Genomic DNA, 16,534 nt, shown 5'->3' with positions numbered 1-16,534 from the left:
CAGACCAGGGCGACAGGGGTTCGTGACGCTGGCCGGCCGGGTGGACGGGACTGTGATGGGACCTGCTGCGGCCGTGGCAGCGTTCGGGCCTTCCCGTCGGCTGCTGGTGTAGTAGTGGGCGCGTCGGTCGCGCCCACCACACGGCTTTCGTCAGGCGTTCAACCGAAGAATCGTGTACGCCGTGGTCGGCGTCGGCTCGACGTCGAACCGAGCGTTGACCGCGTACACATAGGGGCCGAAGAGATCGATGGTGGCCGGGACCGCCAGCCGCGCATCGGTGATCTCGTCGACGAGCACCGCGGATGCGGCATCTGGGGCCAGCTGGAACTTGGCGATGATGTTGTCGGAGTTGCGGCAGACGTGCAGGATCCTGCCGCGGCGTACGAGCCCGTCGCCGTTGAGGACGCTCGCGTTGCCGATGTCGACCTGCGCCGCAGTGCCCGTCTGTGGGTCGAAGGTGAACAGGCGACCGGCGAGCATCTGGACGATGATCAGCCGTCCGTCCATAGTGGTTTCAATGCCGTTGTTGAACGCATCAGCATCGCCAAGGCCACCGGGCAGGGTGATCGCCCGTACGGCGGACTGATCGGGCAGCCTGGCGCCAGCCCGCAAGGGTACGACGTACAGCTGGTCGGAGGGGGAATCGGTGAAATACACCGCCTTGGGCGTGGCGACCGCGTCGTTGACGAAGCCGCCACCGAAGGCGTACTCGGCCAGCTTCTCGCCGGTGCGGCCGTCGTAGACGATCGCACCGCCGCCCTCGCCGCCGCACGCCCAGATCCGGCCGCGGGTATCGACCTCCAGGCCGACGAGCTGGCCGCCGGCCCGGCCCGGTACGAAGATGCCGCCTTCCCCGGTCCGAAGGTCTCCGCGGTAGATCGCCCCGTCGGCGAGGGAGCCGACATAGAACGTGGTGCCCCGGCCGAGCGCGAGCCCTTCCGGGTTGAAACCGTCGGGCAGGCCGATGACCTCCGGCAGGGTGGCCGCCTGGGCCGGTGCCGCCGCGAGCAGGCTGGCGAACGGTGCGGCCGCGAGAGCCGCCACCATGGTCCTTCTGCGCATCGCTGTCCTCCTTAGACGGACCCCGTGCCCGCTGAGATAGAAACAACCCAGAACGGGACTGAGGTTGCCGCTTGCGCGGCGATGACTGTCCGAAGTCCACTTCGATGTCAGCCACGGGCGTGATTGTTCGGCTTTAGCTTGTTCTTTAGTCTCGGGTGTCTGCAGGTGGTGCCCCTGCCGAAAACCCCATCTGCCCTGGTCGGACCCGGTGCGTGGGGTGGACGGAATCTGGACACCTACTCCACGCCCTGCACGAATATGGGCGGCCGGAGCCGATCCCGCTTCGTCGGCTATTGGTCGTTGTATCTGCTGGTCCAGGACGAACACGACCAACCCTGCACGCAAACCCGCCAGCGTAGCTGGCTGCCTTTGAGGCCATAGAAGTTAGTGCTGCTGTGCTCGTAGTAGTCCTTGTTGCAAACGCCCCAGGCGAACTCGCTCAGAGTGTTGAGGTAACAACGCCCGGTGCGGTACAGCTCCCAATGAGAGCCGCCAAAAAAGGGGCCCGGAGCCAGTAGGTAATTTTCCCAATCGACGTAGACCTTCTCGCCGTACAAAGCATTCTGCGTCACCCACCACTCGTCGCCGTACCGCTTGAAGCAACCACCGGCGAACCTGGAGGTGGGGAGGCCCACCGACTCGCAGATCGCATCCGGCGGCTGGGGTCCCCGCACCGACGTCGCGGTGTTCTCCTCACCGTATGAGGGTGCAGCGTGTGCGGTGACCGTGGTGATCAGTGTCAGGGACATCACGGCGAGCGCTACGGTGCACACTCTTCGTACGGTTCTGGCCACTGTCATCAGTGCCACCTCCATCATCGACTGACTGGTATCGAAGTCCCGGCCCGGCCCACTGCCGGGGAGCGATCTACGACTATGGTTGGTCGTTGTTCCGGGGCGGGCAACACCTTTCGGTTCTGCCCGAAGGGTGCGCTCCGGGACTGCGCCGGGCGGAATCCCTTCGGTCGAGTACACCTCGACCGAAGCGCTCATCGGGGGGATCATGTTCCGTATCCATTTCACTGCGGACGACCTGGCCCGGGTCCGGCTGACCAGGGGGTGGGGGCCGTTGGTCGAGACGCACCTCAGCCTCGTCCGGTTGGGGCGGCGCGATCCGCGAGACGCGCTCGGGGGCTGGTCGGCGCGGGCCGGCCGGACGTCGCCAGGCCTGGCGCACCCGTGCGCCCCACTGTTGGACGACGGGTGGCTCGATCTGTTGACCGTCACCGGTCCCGTCGGGTCTCTCGAGGAAGGGCTGACGGCGCTGCTCGCGGTGCGCCCGGAACAATTCCGGGCCGAACTCGCCGCTGCGGCCGCCGCCGGAGGGTGGCACGGGGACCGGCTCCGCCGGCTAGCTGCGGCAGGCGACCCGGCCGGGAACCGGACCGATCGGCGGCGGCTGGTCACGTTCCTGCACGACCACCACCGCGTCGCCGTGGCGCCGTACTGGTCCCGGATCCAGGCCCGGCTGAACGCCGAGCACTCCGTCCTCGCCCAGGTGCTGAGCTCTCAGGGCGTGGAGGGCCTGCTGGCCCAGCTCGCACCGTTCGCCCACTGGCGATCTCCGGTGCTGGAGTTGGGCCACGGTCCGACGGCCAACGACATACGGCTCGACGGGCGGGGGCTGACGCTCGTACCGTCGCTTTTCTTCGACTCGGGGCCGGCCGTGTGGATCAACGGCATGGATGACCAGGCGCCGGTGGTGCTGCTGCTGCCGGCAACGCGGGGGCCCGGCGACCTCGCCGCTGTCCTGGTCGACCCGTGCGCGGCGGATCGGTTGGCCGCGCTGGTCAACCTCCTCGGCCGCACCAGGGCCTACGCCCTGGACAGCATCGCCGCCGATCCCTGCACCACCGGGGAACTCGCCCGTCGGCTGGCCATCTCCGCGGCCAGCGCGAGCGAACACGCCACCGTGCTCCGCGACGCTGGTCTGGTCACCACGACCCGGCAGGGGCGGGCGGTGCGGCATCACCTGACCGCGATGGGCGAACGACTGCTCGACGGAAGCCTCGGACCACCATTCCGCCCGGATCAGTCTGACCCGGGCGCAGGTGCGGCGCTTGCGGGCGCGATGGCGCGCTGACTGAGCCGGGCCTCCGCCTCCAAGGCGTGGAACCTCGCCGGCCTCAAGGTGGCGCTCGCTGTCGCGACGTCCGGCCTGGTCAGAGGATGGTTCGGGAGCCCATTTGTCCGTTGTGGGTTTGGCTGGTGGTTCGGGGTCCTGCTCGCTGGGCTACCGGGACGGCGTTGGCGGGGCGAGGATGAACAGGCCGGTTCGACCAGGATGTGGCGGGCGACGAGGCGTTTGAGCTTGGCGCGCAGGCCGATCGCGGTATCGCGACATTCTTCGGGGTGATTCCGCCACCTTCCTGAACGCGTCGCCCAGTTGAAGGGTTACACGGGCCTTGAGCATGCTGGATACGGACCGTGACGCCGACTGTCCACGACGGCTGGTATGCCAGTCATCCGCTTCTGCCGCAGATCGGATGCTGAACTCACCGACTGTACCGACGGGACCGGGCGGCTATCCGAAGCGGTCGGCCAGCTTCGTCAGCTTGGTGACGTACGCCGGCCAGTCATAGTCGTGAGGGATGTTGGTGTTTTCCCGCCGCAGGCCGATCGCCGTGTCGTGCTGCTCGCGCATGATGTCGGCGTGACCGGCGTGACGAGCGAGGTCGCAGGTCACGTGGACGATGATCCTTTGCAGCGTCACGGCCTGTCCACCTGGCCGCCACCACGACACCCGCCCCGGCGCGTCGAGCGGTAGCTGTTCGATCGTCTGATCCGCGAACACCCCGACACGGCGATACAGGTCGATCAGCCCATCCTTCGTCTCCTCCTCCCGCGCGTACCAGTCTGCCTGCGGGTCCTCCTCGAACGCCTGCATGGGGACCAGTTCCTCAGGCGTCGGGAACTCACGCCCGAAGGTAGGCCCGAAGTAGCCGGCTTCGACATTGAGGCAATGCTTAAGGACTCCCAGCAGGTTGTTGCCGGTCGCGGTGCGGGGCAGTCTGGCTTCGCGTTCGCTCAGCCCGTCGAGCTTCCAGATCAGGTCTTCGCGAGTCGCCCGGAGGTAGTGGTGCAGCGCAGCCTTCGCATCGCCCAAGTCAGCCATGCCCGCCAGTCTTCCCTATGCGCCGAGCCATCGTGCGAGGTGTCGTCTGCAAGATCAGCGCCCGGCTGAAGCGGTCGGCATCCTCATCTGCCGCGCGATGCTCGTTACACAGCGTTACCGCACGTGGTGCCGCCGGCGCCCGGATCTAGCCGAGCGGAGTGCGTGGCTGCTGTGGAACTTGGACGACGATCAGCAGCTGCGTCAACGCTTGCCGCTGCTTGCCGCTCTGCTTTTGGAATAGGTGGTCTGGCCTGCCGCGGTCGGTCGTGGCGGTCGTGGCGGTCGGATGTTGGGTCATAGGAGCCACCGGTCGAACCATGCGCGGGTGCGGCGGAGTACGTCGAGTTGGTGGTTGCGTTCGCGGATCGAGTGGTTCTCTCGGGGATAGACGACGTACTCGTGCTCGACTTCGAAGCTGCGTAGCGCGCGGTGGAAGAACTCCGCCTGTGATACCGGAACGTTCGTGTCGTTTTCGCCGTGCAGGATCAGCACCGGCGTGCGGACCTTGGAGGCGTACGAGATCGGGCTGAGCCGGTCGTGGCGGTGTGGGCCCGGTCCTTCCCAGCCGCTGCTGCTGCCGAGGGCAGCCTCGAACGGCCCCTGTTCTCCGGTTGCGGCGAGCATTCCCCAGTCGCTGATTCCGGCTCCCATCACGGCGGCCTTGAACCGGTCGGTCTGCCCGACCGCCCATGCGGCCAGGAAACCGCCGTGGCTCCAGCCGCCGATGCCCAGCCGGTCCGGGTCGGCGACGCCGTCGGCGATGAGCAGGTCGATGCCGGCGCTGATGTCGGTCCACTCGTCGAGGCCGACCGCACCGGCGACGCGTACTGCGAAGTCGTGGCCGTGCCCTTGGCCGCCGCGCGGGTTCGGCAGAAACACGGCGTAGCCCGCGGTCGCCAGCCACTGGCCGGACGGGTGCCAGCCGAGCATGAGCCGGTCGGCGTGCCGGTCGTACGGGCCGCCGTGAACCAGTGTCACTAGCGGAAACGGCCCGTCCTTGCGGGAGCGGCCGGCGGGCAGGATCAGCAGGCCGTCCAGCGTCAGCCCGTCAGATGCCTCGTACGACAGGCGTTCCTGGACACCCCACCGGATGTCGCGGAGTTCGGGCCTGAGATCGGTCAGGCTCGTCAGCGGCCCGCAAGTGGGGCCGGCGTGGACGTTCCCGGGCTCGTAGGACGTGCTCACCACCGCCGCGATGGCGTCACCGTGCCGGTTCGTGGTCAACGACGTCGCGAGGCCGTCGACCCGGGACACCTCGACGAGGTTGGGCCCGACCGGATCGAGCCGGTGGATTGCGGTATCGAGCCCGTCGGCGACCAGCACCAGTGGCAGACCGGCGTCGACCTGGACCAGGTTGCTCGGGCAGACGGTCGTGCCGGCGGTCAGGTTACGGTGCTCGCCCACCGGCCCGCTCGCTGGCACGGCGACATCGAGAACCGCGTGTCCGCCCACCAGAGCGGGCGGAGTCTTCGCGACATATGCCAGGTGCCAGCCGTCGTCGGCGGGCCACCAGACGAGCGACGACGCGTCCGCCGCGGCCGGGCCGAGGTCCCGCGTCACGCCGCTGTCCGGATCGATGAGGTGGAGACCGGGCTCCACAAGGCCCGGGTCCACGTCGGGGGTCGACCAGGTCAGTACCGCCAGGATTCCATCGTCGGGCCGCTGGGCCACCTCGACGACATGGCGATCGCCGAACGCATCCGGTGTCCGGATCTCGCGGCTCGGTACGTCGAGCAGCCGCAGCCGGTCCGGGCGCACGCGTTCGCCCCACACCCGAGCGTCGTCGCGCTCCCTGTCCCGACGTTCGTCCTCAGCGGACGGTTCATCGGCTGCGATCACGACGACCAGGTCGGGATCGGCCAGCGGGAGGTGACCGGACACCCCACCGGCCCAGGACGTGACCGCCTCCACGACACCGTCGACCAGCCCCACCCGGTGCAGTTGCGCCGTGCCACGCTCGGCCCGGTCGGAGAGAAAGTAGATCAACAGCGAATCCGCAGCCCACCGCGGCGCTGAATCGTACGCCTCACCCGAAGTCAATCGTCGCAGCGACCCGGTCCCGTCGACGGCGGCGACCCAGAGTTCGCTGACCGGGTGAACACCAGCCCGCCCGACCGGGGCGACCACGTAGGCGACCCACTTGCCCTCCGGCGACAGCGCCAATGCCTGCGGAACACGACCGTCAACCACCAACTCGGCGGTGAGCTGTGCACGGGCCACCGATGCACAGTAGCGATCAACCACCACGGCGGCCAACCGCTGCCGCAACGGTCAAAGAAGTTCCTGGTCTCTTCCCATACAAGGGCAGACAGCCTCACGGCGCAGCCGGGATAGCTCGTTGACCGCCGCCTGATGTTCATCGATCAGGATGGCTTTGCGGGCTCTATCACCGCCAAAAATCGTCGAGCCCGCCGACCTAGCGACACCTGGCAGCATCTGCAGCACTTAACGCGAAATCAAAGAAGCAACATGCCGATCCATCCGCGATCAGCGCAAAGCCGCAGGCCGGGGCGGGCGACGGCGCGGGAACCGGCGGCCGGCCAGTGGCGCGGTTACTGCCATCAAAGATCATCCGTTACCGGATGTTACCGCCGTTACCTGGGAAGATCTCCATCTCCCCAGGTCAACCGGTCGGGACGGCCGGATTCGAACCGACGACCCCTTGACCCCCAGGACGATTCGCCACACGTCCATGCACGTCACACACGCTATGCCCATGATCAAGGCGTGCTCCCGACGGCGCACCGCTTAGCATCGCGCACCACGTGTGGTCCCCGCCTGGTCCCCAGATGTCGAAACCTGGCGACGGCAGCCCCCGGTTTAGGAAGTGTCGATACGCTGCCGCATCGCGGGTCCATCACCAGGCTTGGCCTGCGCTACCCGCCCTGGTCCCCTGCACCGAACCTGACCGCAGCTGACTCCCGCCGACCGCCCAACCGGGCACGGCCCCGGCCCCGGCCTTGCAAAGATCAAGACTGCTGTCTGCCTGCGTCGGTGACTGCCGCTGACCTGCCCGCCGCGTCGCCCACCGTCGACCCTGGACCGTCTCGGTCGACGGGCTTGGCTGTACGGATGGCTGTACAGTCCCGGGCGTGGGCATGGACGTGGATCTGCTTCTCGGGATGGCCGGTCCAGATACGCCGCCCTCACTGGAGCGGTTCGCGCCGGAGGTCGCAGAGGTGCTCGGCGTCGAACTCGTCGAAGTGCCCAGCAGCCGGCGGACATTCTTTGGCCAGAGCGAGGAATTTCGGGCTTGGCTCGCCTTCCATCCGGAAAGTGAGGAGCCCAGCCTGAGCCACCCCTTCGTCTTGGAGCTTGGGGCCGAGATGGGCGCGGAGGTCGAGGTCGGCACGAGGGTGTTCCAGGAGCTGGCTGACAGCGGACGCTTCCGTGTGGTGCTTCTGTTGGACCATGACTGCGTGCGGTCGACGCACTTCCCGTGCGAGGACTGGTGACCTGGCGGTCCTGGTAGGGCCGTCTGACGGGATCGGACCGTTCGACCTACGCATTACGAGATCAAGTTACCCGACTCGCCTACCTGGCCCAACGTTGGTTGAGCTGCGGATTTGCCTTCCGGCATCTCTCACTGGCGGTGGTGGCGGCTCGGCGTCTTGAGGACTGGATGAGGACCGGTGGACATCGCCGATGTTGGTACGGTCGCGCTCGTGCATGCGGTGAACGTCGTCAGCAAGTTCGGTGATGACGGCTATCTTGAACGGTCGTGGGTCCTGCCGCTGGAAGTGATCGAACCGTTGAGATCCCACGTCCGCATGACGAGCGAGGGCTGGATCGTCAACGAGTGGGCGATCACCGACGCGACAGCCGCCATCGTTCAGCCGTGGGTAGACCAGGCGATCGACGTGGCATCTGACGCGTGGTGGGTTGGATCAGAGCAAGCTGATCCCTCGCACGTCTGGGCCATCCGTGTCCGCTAATCTCCGCACCGGAACGGCGGCAGTGGCCTTGGGATTAGAAGAAGATCGCGGATGGCTGGTCGGGTGAGGACTTCCCTGGCCAGGCAGTCCGTCGTCGTCCGTTGGTGTCGGCGGTTGGCGGCGGTCTTGGCTGTACCGATGGCTGTACGGCCACACGGTTTAGGAAGTGTGGACACGGATGGAAGTCATTCGGCAGTGACCCGAATTGACCTGCATCGCCATGCCGGCAGTCACGTCCAGGAGCTGACCGGCGTCACCCCTCGGGTCCCGTGCCTACGGGCACCATCGGGCACGACGATCGAAGCGTTAGCAGTACCGGTTTGGGGCGGACAGTACCGGGCGAATGTGCGCCGTACCGTGCGCGTCATGACGTTGCCGCTCCGGCCCACCGTGCCGGCCGTCGCCGATCCTCCAGTCGCCAGTACGGGTGCTACCAGAAGGGGAGGCGGCCGCCGACTTGCCATGCCCGATGCTCGTCTCCCGCAGACGCCCCCTGCGAGGGGCCGTTGGCGGCTCCTGGTCGCCGCGACGCTAGCAGTCGCACTGTGCGCTGGGTATCTGTCGGCCACCCTCGGCCATCGCCTCGATCACGGCAGCTCGTGGTGGCACGGGGCTGACGCGGAGTCCCGCACGGAAGGGCCGAGGACGGAGGTGCGGTTCTCGTTCAATCCGGGAGGGCAGATCACGTTCGGCGCGTCCATCCGCAATCCCGGTCCGTCGCCGGTCACGATCACCGGCATCGCGGTCGATGACGGTCCTGCCGATCAGCACGTGTTCAAGGTCGCGCGCTTGGCGGCAAACCATGCCGTCGACGACTCCACTGCCGTCGTGTTTTACCCGGCTACGGCGGCACCGTTCCGGTCGATCAGGGTGGGAGCGGGCATGGAACTGCCGGTCTTCGTAACGATCACGATCCCGGACGTAGAGCAGTCTCCCGGAGGAGGGCTGTTCTTCGATGACATCGCGGTCGACTACGACGTGCTCGGCCTGCCTCGCCACCAGCGGGTGCCGATGGGCTTCCGCTTGTTTGTCCACTCTCCAAAGGGCTACGTCTCCGACTGACCGGCGAAGGCCGGAAACCGCCCTGGGAGGTGGCAGGGTGATTGCGGCCTAAAGCGGATCTCCTCGTCGGGCAGTCGTAGACCGTCCAGCCTCCCCGGACGGGGCCAAGGTCGTTCCTTAGGGTTTCTGCGTCTGGATGGTGTTCCGGGCCGCCGGGTTGGTTGGGTGTGGCTCAAGGTCGTTTGCCGTCAGGTGGCCATGGACGAGCGGCCGCCCAGCCAGCCCAGGGCGCCTTGACCGCTGATTGAGATCTGCGAGTCGTCGCTTGCTAAGGAACTGCCGGCGGGGTGGTCCGAGGTGACCTGGACCTGGGTTGCATTGGGAGGATGACTTGGCGCAGGTATGGGTAGGCGTCGACGCGGGCAAGCAGGCTCACCACGCCGCGGCGGTGGATGTGTCCGGCCGGGTGCTGTGGTCGACGCGGGTGGCCAACGATCAGCAGGCGATTGCGGATTTGGTCGGCCGGGTCAGCGCGGATGACGAGGTGGTGTGGGCGGTCGACCTGGTCGGCTGCGAGACAGCGCTGCTGCGGGCGATGTTGGCGCTGGCGGGGCAACAGGCGGTTTATATCCCGGGCCGCACGGTCAAGACGATGTCCGCTGGGTTCGCCGGCGAGGCCAAGACCGACGCGCGTGACGCGGTGGTCATCGCGAACACCGCGCGGATGCGGCATGACTTCCTGCCGGTCGAGGCACCGACGGAACTGATCGCGAAGCTGGCGCTGCTGGTGGCGCACCGTGCCGACCTGGTCGAGGACTGGGTCCGCACCGTGAATCGGCTGCGCCGCCTGATGCTCGGAATCTCCCCGGTGTTGGAACGTGCGTTGACTTTCACCAACGTCGCGACGCTGATTTTGATCAGCGCTTATCAGAGGCCGGAGCAGATCCGTGCCGCCGGTCGCGACCAGCTCGTCGCTCATCTGCGCCGGCATCGGGCAGTGAACGCCGTCAAGGTCGCCGACCAGGCGTTGGCCGCCGCGGCTGAGCAGGATCTCACCCTGCCGGGACAGGACACCGCTGCTGAGCTCGCCGGTGAGTTGGCCGCTCACCTGCTGCAACTGCACCGACGGATGCGGGACACCGACAAAGCGATCGAGGCGGCCTTCAGCAGCCACCCGCAGGCTGTCATCATCCGTAGCCTGCCCGGAATGGGGGCGTTGGCGGCGGCGGAGTTCATCGTCGCGGTCGGGGACCTGTCGACCTTCGCCAGCCCTGATCACCTGGCCGCCTACGCGGGCCTGGCGCCGGTGGCCCGTGACTCCGGCAAGCGCGTCGCCAACCTACGCCGGCCGCAGCGCTACAACCGACGGCTGCGCCATGTGTTCTACATGTCATCGCTGAGCACCCTGCGGATGAACGGGCCTAACCGGGACTACTACCAGCGCAAACGCGCCGAGGGACGAAAACACCAGCAGGCGTTGATCGCTCTCGCCCGCCGACGCGTGAACGTGCTGTGGGCCCTGCTGCGCGACAACCGCTGCTTCCAACTCCAACCGCCAGTTGCGGCCCCCAGCTGAGCCCGCGCACGTTCCCCAGACCGGACACCGATGTGGTCGGCGAAGGTCAGCCCGGGGACGAGCTGTCCATCTCGTCGGCTCGACGCCTGAGTTCTTCGGCGTGATCGTCCCAGTCCGGCCCGTGAGAGTAGAGGTCCACGCCGGCCGCGCGGAGCAGTTCCGCGTCGTGGGGTCGCTGAAGGCATGCCAGACGATAGGCGAGGTTCCGCGCCCAGACCGGAAGATCCCCGGTGAGGTCCGGGATCGTCTCGTCGATCATCGCCATGATCGCGTCAGCGTCTGCGAAGGTCAGCACCTCGATGAAGTCCCGAGTGGCCTCGTTGAGGTGACTGCCCGGTCGCTCCGGATATTGAGGGTCAAGACAGAGATCTAGAGCGAGTTCCGTAAGACTCTTCACGAAAGGATCATCCCTCCACCCACCCTCAGCGGGGCGCTGCCCCGCACCCCCACCCTCCCTCGGAGACGGCAACGGGTCTCCTCGCCCGGACACCACAAGGGCTGCCCGAGAACCCCGGTCGGGAACACGCCTGCCCGACCGAGGAGACCCGCCCAGCTGTCAGCGCCCGCACAGCCGCACAGTCCGCTTGACAGCCGCCATTGAGACTCGTCCGGTCGGGCGCTCCACCTTGTCCCCGTCCGGGGAGGTCGGTAGCCCTTGTGGTGCCCGGCGAGGGGATCTGCGGCTGATCTCCTCTTCACTTGTCCGGTGCTGCGTCGACCCCGTCCAACTCCGTTGCTGTCACTCGTTGCTGTCACTGCGTCGTTCGTCAGTTGGCTTGGCTGACCCAATCGCCCAACCTCAAGTACGAAGTCAACGACGGCGGGATGGCGCCCTGTGCCAGAACCCACTCATCGCCGAGCGAGGCGACGACCAGGTCAAGGCGCTCAAATCTCATCAGGACACCGCCCACCGAAGGCATCGGCGTGTACCCCTGGATCAGCGCGGCGTTGAGCAGTCGTCGTCCCGGCAGATCGGCCAGCACGTCCGGCGCTGCCGGGGGCCCGATTCGCGTCTCCCCCTGGTCCTCCATGTCGTACGACCCGTACGGCTCGCTGAAACTCAATGACAGGTGCTCACCCACCCCGTGCATCATCAGCGGCGGGTTGCCTTCGAAGTGCAGCCAGAAGTGAAGCAGACTCTCGGCGTCGCCGTCCCTCACACCCTCGTGCCAGTAGCGGGCCTCGGTAACAGCCTCCAGGCTTCGGCCAACAACTCGCCGCTGGAGCTCTGCCGTCGCCGCTGGGCCATCCACGCTCGAGCACTACTGGCCCGTCCCGAGCCGCCCGCACGCTCAGTTTGGAAGAACGCGCTCAAGCGGTCGTGATGCCCGAAACGCCTGCGGCCGGCGGCGGAGGTTGCTACCTCTCATGCCCCCTCATGACCGCTGCGCGCCACCATTACTGGCCCATGGATGGCCCGTCACGGCCACCGGCTTGTATGGGCGACTGTCAGCTTGGGAATTGCGGATCTCCGGCAGGCCACCGGCTCGGCGGCCTGATCTCGGCAGTCTCCCGTGGCCTCGGCTGGCCCCTGATGTCCTCACGCTGGGCACTAGGGATGGATCGCGCAGGCTACGCTGTGCCGCACTGTGACAGGGGGTGGGCCGGTGGGACATCGGCTGCGGCACGTCGCGATGTTGCTGCTCGGCGCGGTGCTGCTGGGCACGGCCGGCCTGGGCGTCGGCTCCTGGTACGGCGGCCGGGGCACCATGCCGCTCAGCCCCGACCGACCTGAGAGCGTGGCGGAAGAGCTGCTCCCTGAGGCCGAGCCAACCGGCTCGGTGATCGTGCGCGGCTATCGGTACGGCGTCTTTCTGGCTACCGACGACTTCGGCGGGAGTCACCTGGACTTCCAGTACGGCAAAGGTGCCGACTGCACGCTCTCGGAGCAGCTGCGGCGCACCGCCGCGACGCGGGGGTGGCAGGAGCTCCGTCGCGTGCCGGGTGCCCCGTGCGACGGCTGGCGGGCCGAGAGAGACGGGCTGACGGTTACGCTCACCCACCGGGCGTACGGGTCGAGGCTGAGCATCGCACCGGCCGCGCCCGACGGGTTTCTCGCCGCCACGGTCACTGGCACCCTCCTCAGCGCCGCCGCCGGTGCGGCGCTGTTCTGGCTGCTGGCGCGGCGACGTCCGCCCGTACCCCGGCTGGTCGGCACGCTGGTGACGGTCGCCCTACTCCCGGGCGTCGCCCTCACCTGGACGGACCTGGCCGCGAACAGGCTCACCGAGCCGGTGTGGCCCATCTGGCAGTCACTCGCTCCCCTACTGGTGCCGCTGTGGCTTGTGCTCCTTCTGGTGGGATTGATCGTTCTCGCGAGGCGACAGAACCCGACCATCCCCGCCACCGACGCGAGGCCTACCGCGCGGGGAAGTAGCCCAAATGCCAGCAGGGGTGGCTAGCCGGCCGTGGACCGCCCGTCGAGCCGGGCGCGGACCGGGACCATTGCGTCCTAAGGGGCTGTGCGGCTCTCCTCGTCAGCAGTCATAGACCGTCCAGCCTCCCCGGACGGTCACCGGGCCGCATCGAGGGCACGTCTGGAACATCAGCGGCGAAGGCGCTACTCCGTTCGGAGCGGAGTTCGGTTCACCACTGCGGACCCGGGATTCGCTGGATGAGTCAAACACTGGGCCGCAAACGCCACTCTGCCTCCATCCCCCGGATAGGTGCTAAAGACTGCGGCGCCCGCTCGGGGTCAAGGGTGGCCGTAGGCCATCGGCGTGCCGACGCGCAGCGCCCTTGACGCCGAGCGGGTAACGTAGAGGATCGGGCACCCGGGGGATGGGCGCGCCCTGGTCCTCGTCGCCATCGAACCGCGGGCAGTCCACAGGAAACTCGGAGGCAAGCAGCTCCGCTGCGCGGCAGCGATCGCCCCAACCTCGATGGCGAGCAGCCCCGACCGCGATCGGCCCGCCTCAGCCTCGGTGCTCTTGGTGTTCCGTCAACTGTGGCCGGTCGGCCCGGCCGATGCCGGCCGGAGGTAGCCAGCAGGCCGGGGCCGGGCCGGCGCGGCCCGCTTGCGGGCCGCCTTGATACAGCAAGAGAAGAATTCGGCAATCAACCACACTGGCCGCACTGGCCGCACTGGCCGCTGAAGCTTGACCGGCGGTCAAGGAGCGCTACCGGACGACGCACTTGACCGGCGTGGTCCCCGGGAAGCCAGAATGGCCGACCCGATGTCTCGGACCAGCCCCCTGACCTGCTGTTTCACCTTGTCGGGACGGCCGGATTCGAACCGACGACCCCTTGACCCCCAGACCTCGGCAATGCGGTCTCGTTCGATCCGCTGCGCTCGCCGACGGCATAGAGACACCTTGTGCGGTCTCGTCAGGTGCCGTCGGTTGCTGTACTCCCCTGCTGTACTGGCGCACTTCCCGGCTGGCGCCTACTTGAAGAGCCCGACGACACTCACAACGGTCCCGACAACGAAGCTGAGCGTGGCCAGCTTGGCCTGGCCCCCCGTCCAAAGCCCTTCGCTCTTCTGGCGCCAGCCGAGAGACCACCAGTCGCGCCCAAACTTCTGCCACTTGTGCTGGCGTAGGTGGCATCCCAAGATCAGTCCGGTCGAGTTGTTCCGGCAGAACTCGACCAGGCTGCCTCGTCTACGGTTGATCGCTCCGCAATAGACCGGAGCCGTAAAGAGAACGAAGACGAGTAGCAGACCCAGCAGCACCAGGTAGACAGCGGGACCAAACCTCGCGCTACCAAGCGACAGTAGGAGCACTGCCAGAACGCCATAGCCCCAGTACTGCCACAGCTTCGACTTGCTACGCGACGCCATGGGCGCAAAGAGTACCGACATGAACGCGGAACGTGAAGATCTTGCCCTCGTCGCCGATCCGACAGTCATTCCACTTCCAGCGGTATTGATCGAGCCGATGGATGCAGTCGACCAAACCGGACGACCGCGGGTTTGAGCTGCTGCTATGCCCGACATGGATGGGATCCCGGTTGCGCCGAATCTGTGCCCGATGATCTTGTTGGAGCGGTCAGCAGTCCGCGCCTGGACCGCCAGCCTCGGCCGGGGCAGGTTGCTGCCGGTCCCCCGGCGACCCCGCTGGCCGCTCCAACCGACACGGCCCCTGGGGTCAGTGGAACTGGCTTAGCTGCTGAGTCGCCCGCTCCAAGCGTTCCACTAGGCGTGGCAAGACCTCGGCGGCCGTGGTGACGCTGCGGTCGAAACTTTGCGACTGGAAGACCTCGGCAGCGTAGGCCGCAGCGCTAGCGCTCTGATCGAAGGCACTCGCGCCAAACACCTCAGCCGCATAGGCCAAGGCCCGAGCGGTCTGCCCGCTGACTCCGTCCCCGACTGACAAGGTCGCGATGATTCCTCTGAGTTCGGCAACGGTCTCGGAGTTAGCAGTGCCGGTCTCCTCCAACCGTTTGGTTACCGCCTCAAGCCGCTGCAACGGAGGTTCGGCGAGTCCCGTCAACATCTTGCCGAGCGTTTCAGCGTCAGGCACACGCAGCCTGGCGAGCACCGCGCCGGCCTCGCCTTCGTGGCGAGCCTTCCAGGACTTCAACACCTCGGGCGTGTAACGGGTCTCGTCGCCATCCACCTCCTTGTGATGGGCAAGGCAGAGCAGGAGCAGGTTGGCGAAGGTGTCGCGTTCCCCTGCCGGCATTTCGCCCTGGAACCTAGCGGCATTCGGCCGAACGCCGTAGATGTGAGCTACTTGCGAGTTTTTCTGATACACGCCCGGACGAACCTCTAGCACTACCGGCATAGGGCAGTTCGGGGCGTAGCACTGCCCGTTGCTGACAGTCCAAAGGGCGGCCAACATTGCCGGAGGAAGATCTTTGCGCTCGCCAGCGCCCTCGGCGCGCGGCTTGGGTGTGGTAGTCATCGTGACACCTTGTCATCGGTGTACGACAGATAGCTACAGCCACTGGTGTAGATCCACTGTCTTCCAACCGACATGCGGCCTGCCCGTTTCCCGTGACTCTTTAGCCATCCCGTCGGCCTTCGTCCGCACATCGTGGAGCAGGTGTGGCCTGCCCGGTCAAGGTGGAGCACCCCACTGTCTGAACGACCTTGACCGGGCAGGCCACACCTGCTCGGCTTTGCCCGGACGGAGGTTGTCGGGATGGTGCCGCCATCCCAGACGCTGAGCCGGCTGTACATCGTTCCCGGCATCGGCGCCAAGCGACTCGACGGGCGGCTGTCAGTACGAGACGTTCAGACCTGGCTCAACAAGGTCGCAAAGACCTGCCAGTGCTGCGCGCAGGGGAAAGACGAACGCCGGCCGCCGAAGACCCGCAAGTGCTGCGCGGTCGGCCGATGCTGCCAGGACCTCCCCGCGGCTCGCACCGTCAAGGGAATCCGCGCCGTCCTCCGCTCGGCGCTCTCTCAAGCCGAAGTAGAGGAACTGGTCGCAAAGAACGTCGCTGCCTTGTGAAGCTCCCACCGATCCGTAGCCGCAAGGGCAAATCGTGGAGCAGTGAGGAAGCTCGGGCGTTCCTGGAAGCCTCCCGCGACGACGACGATTACCTCTACGCCGCCTACGTCCTGGTCCTCGTGCTCGGCTTACGAAAGGGCGAGGTCCTCGGTCTCACCTGGGAGCACATCAACTGGGATGGCTGGCAGAAGCCATGCACCACCCACGGCGAGACGTTCTGCGAGCACTGCCGCGACAACCACGACATCAGCCTCGTCATCGACAAGCAACTCCAGCGAGTACGCGGCCAACTGCTACACCGGGCCACCAAGACCGAGGAATCCGACGCTCCCCTACCGCTACCGGCCATCTGCATCGCCGCACTGCGGCACCGCCACCACCAACAGCAGGCCGCACGACAGAAGGCGGGCGACGCCTGGCACGACACCCAGGGCCCCGGCAAAGTC

Annotated in this window: 14 protein-coding genes and 1 pseudogene; 7 read left to right on the top strand and 8 right to left on the bottom strand. The window is 67.1% G+C overall.

Annotation, left to right across the window (positions count from 1 at the left end; all coding sequences use genetic code 11):
• Positions 1–150: 150 nt before the first annotated feature.
• Together OG811_RS22700 and OG811_RS22695 are read right to left on the bottom strand one after the other, a co-directional pair.
• Positions 151–1,062: a superoxide dismutase gene (locus tag OG811_RS22700; RefSeq protein ID WP_406068515.1), complete on the bottom strand. Its 912-nt coding sequence runs from the start codon at positions 1,060–1,062 to the stop codon at positions 151–153.
• A gap of 290 nt (positions 1,063–1,352) precedes the next feature.
• On the bottom strand, positions 1,353–2,054 hold the full coding sequence (locus OG811_RS22695; protein WP_406068513.1) for a hypothetical protein: 702 nt from the start codon (positions 2,052–2,054) through the stop codon (positions 1,353–1,355).
• A 10-nt stretch (positions 2,055–2,064) separates the two neighbouring features.
• On the opposite strand from OG811_RS22695, the gene OG811_RS22690 reads away from it, so the two are divergent.
• Positions 2,065–3,144 (top strand): ArsR/SmtB family transcription factor, encoded by a 1,080-nt coding sequence (locus OG811_RS22690; RefSeq protein WP_406068512.1) that lies wholly within the window; start codon positions 2,065–2,067, stop codon positions 3,142–3,144.
• Positions 3,145–3,585: 441 nt separating this feature from the next.
• Here the strand turns inward: OG811_RS22690 and OG811_RS22685 are convergent, their stop codons facing one another.
• Together OG811_RS22685 and OG811_RS22680 are read right to left on the bottom strand one after the other, a co-directional pair.
• Positions 3,586–4,176 (bottom strand): DinB family protein, encoded by a 591-nt coding sequence (locus OG811_RS22685; RefSeq protein ID WP_406068511.1) that lies wholly within the window; start codon positions 4,174–4,176, stop codon positions 3,586–3,588.
• Positions 4,177–4,470: 294 nt separating this feature from the next.
• Positions 4,471–6,396 carry a S9 family peptidase gene (locus OG811_RS22680; protein WP_406068509.1) on the bottom strand — a complete coding sequence of 642 codons (1,926 nt, stop codon included), beginning with the start codon at positions 6,394–6,396 and terminating at the stop codon, positions 4,471–4,473.
• Between the two features lie 872 nt (positions 6,397–7,268).
• Here OG811_RS22680 and OG811_RS22675 point away from each other — a divergent pair.
• The 4 genes from OG811_RS22675 to OG811_RS22660 all read left to right on the top strand — a co-directional run bounded on the left by OG811_RS22675 (position 7,269) and on the right by OG811_RS22660 (position 10,689).
• Positions 7,269–7,631 carry a hypothetical protein gene (locus OG811_RS22675; protein ID WP_406068507.1) on the top strand — a complete coding sequence of 121 codons (363 nt, stop codon included), beginning with the start codon at positions 7,269–7,271 and terminating at the stop codon, positions 7,629–7,631.
• A 177-nt stretch (positions 7,632–7,808) separates the two neighbouring features.
• Entirely contained in the window at positions 7,809–8,111 is a 303-nt protein-coding gene (locus OG811_RS22670; RefSeq protein WP_406068506.1) for a hypothetical protein, read from the top strand.
• Between the two features lie 651 nt (positions 8,112–8,762).
• On the top strand, positions 8,763–9,173 hold the full coding sequence (locus OG811_RS22665; RefSeq protein ID WP_406068505.1) for a hypothetical protein: 411 nt from the start codon (positions 8,763–8,765) through the stop codon (positions 9,171–9,173).
• A 331-nt stretch (positions 9,174–9,504) separates the two neighbouring features.
• On the top strand, positions 9,505–10,689 hold the full coding sequence (locus OG811_RS22660; RefSeq protein ID WP_406068503.1) for an IS110 family transposase: 1,185 nt from the start codon (positions 9,505–9,507) through the stop codon (positions 10,687–10,689).
• Between the two features lie 46 nt (positions 10,690–10,735).
• Here the strand turns inward: OG811_RS22660 and OG811_RS22655 are convergent, their stop codons facing one another.
• Together OG811_RS22655 and OG811_RS22650 are read right to left on the bottom strand one after the other, a co-directional pair.
• On the bottom strand, positions 10,736–11,086 hold the full coding sequence (locus OG811_RS22655; protein ID WP_406068502.1) for a hypothetical protein: 351 nt from the start codon (positions 11,084–11,086) through the stop codon (positions 10,736–10,738).
• 370 nt (positions 11,087–11,456) lie between these two features.
• Positions 11,457–11,942: a hypothetical protein gene (locus OG811_RS22650; RefSeq protein WP_406068501.1), complete on the bottom strand. Its 486-nt coding sequence runs from the start codon at positions 11,940–11,942 to the stop codon at positions 11,457–11,459.
• 354 nt (positions 11,943–12,296) lie between these two features.
• Between OG811_RS22650 and OG811_RS22645 the strand changes: the two genes are divergently transcribed.
• Entirely contained in the window at positions 12,297–13,091 is a 795-nt protein-coding gene (locus OG811_RS22645) for a hypothetical protein (protein WP_406068500.1), read from the top strand.
• Positions 13,092–14,074: 983 nt separating this feature from the next.
• Here the strand turns inward: OG811_RS22645 and OG811_RS22640 are convergent.
• Complete coding sequence (locus OG811_RS22640) at positions 14,075–14,470, bottom strand: hypothetical protein (RefSeq protein ID WP_406068499.1); 396 nt, start codon at positions 14,468–14,470, stop codon at positions 14,075–14,077.
• 307 nt (positions 14,471–14,777) lie between these two features.
• Positions 14,778–15,536, bottom strand: coding sequence for a hypothetical protein (locus OG811_RS22635; protein ID WP_406068497.1), 759 nt, complete (start codon positions 15,534–15,536; stop codon positions 14,778–14,780).
• Positions 15,537–15,791: 255 nt separating this feature from the next.
• Here OG811_RS22635 and OG811_RS22630 point away from each other — a divergent pair.
• A pseudogene (locus tag OG811_RS22630) lies at positions 15,792–16,516 on the top strand (site-specific integrase); the annotation flags it as partial.
• Positions 16,517–16,534 lie beyond the last annotated feature (18 nt).

The organism is Micromonospora sp. NBC_01638, assembly GCF_045209745.1.
GTDB lineage: Bacteria > Actinomycetota > Actinomycetes > Mycobacteriales > Micromonosporaceae > Micromonospora.
This window is presented reverse-complemented; position numbering and strand designations above follow the sequence as displayed.

Bases quoted from the DNA above. Each gene is read 5' to 3' on its own strand.
- OG811_RS22640 (WP_406068499.1), bottom strand. From the start codon at position 14,470: ATGGCGTCGCGTAGCAAGTCGAAGCTGTGGCAGTACTGGGGCTATGGC.
- OG811_RS22690 (WP_406068512.1), top strand. From the start codon at position 2,065: ATGTTCCGTATCCATTTCACTGCGGACGACCTGGCCCGGGTCCGGCTG.
- OG811_RS22635 (WP_406068497.1), bottom strand. From the start codon at position 15,536: ATGACTACCACACCCAAGCCGCGCGCCGAGGGCGCTGGCGAGCGCAAA.
- OG811_RS22700 (WP_406068515.1), bottom strand. From the start codon at position 1,062: ATGCGCAGAAGGACCATGGTGGCGGCTCTCGCGGCCGCACCGTTCGCC.
- OG811_RS22695 (WP_406068513.1), bottom strand. From the start codon at position 2,054: ATGAGCGCTTCGGTCGAGGTGTACTCGACCGAAGGGATTCCGCCCGGC.
- OG811_RS22685 (WP_406068511.1), bottom strand. From the start codon at position 4,176: ATGGCTGACTTGGGCGATGCGAAGGCTGCGCTGCACCACTACCTCCGG.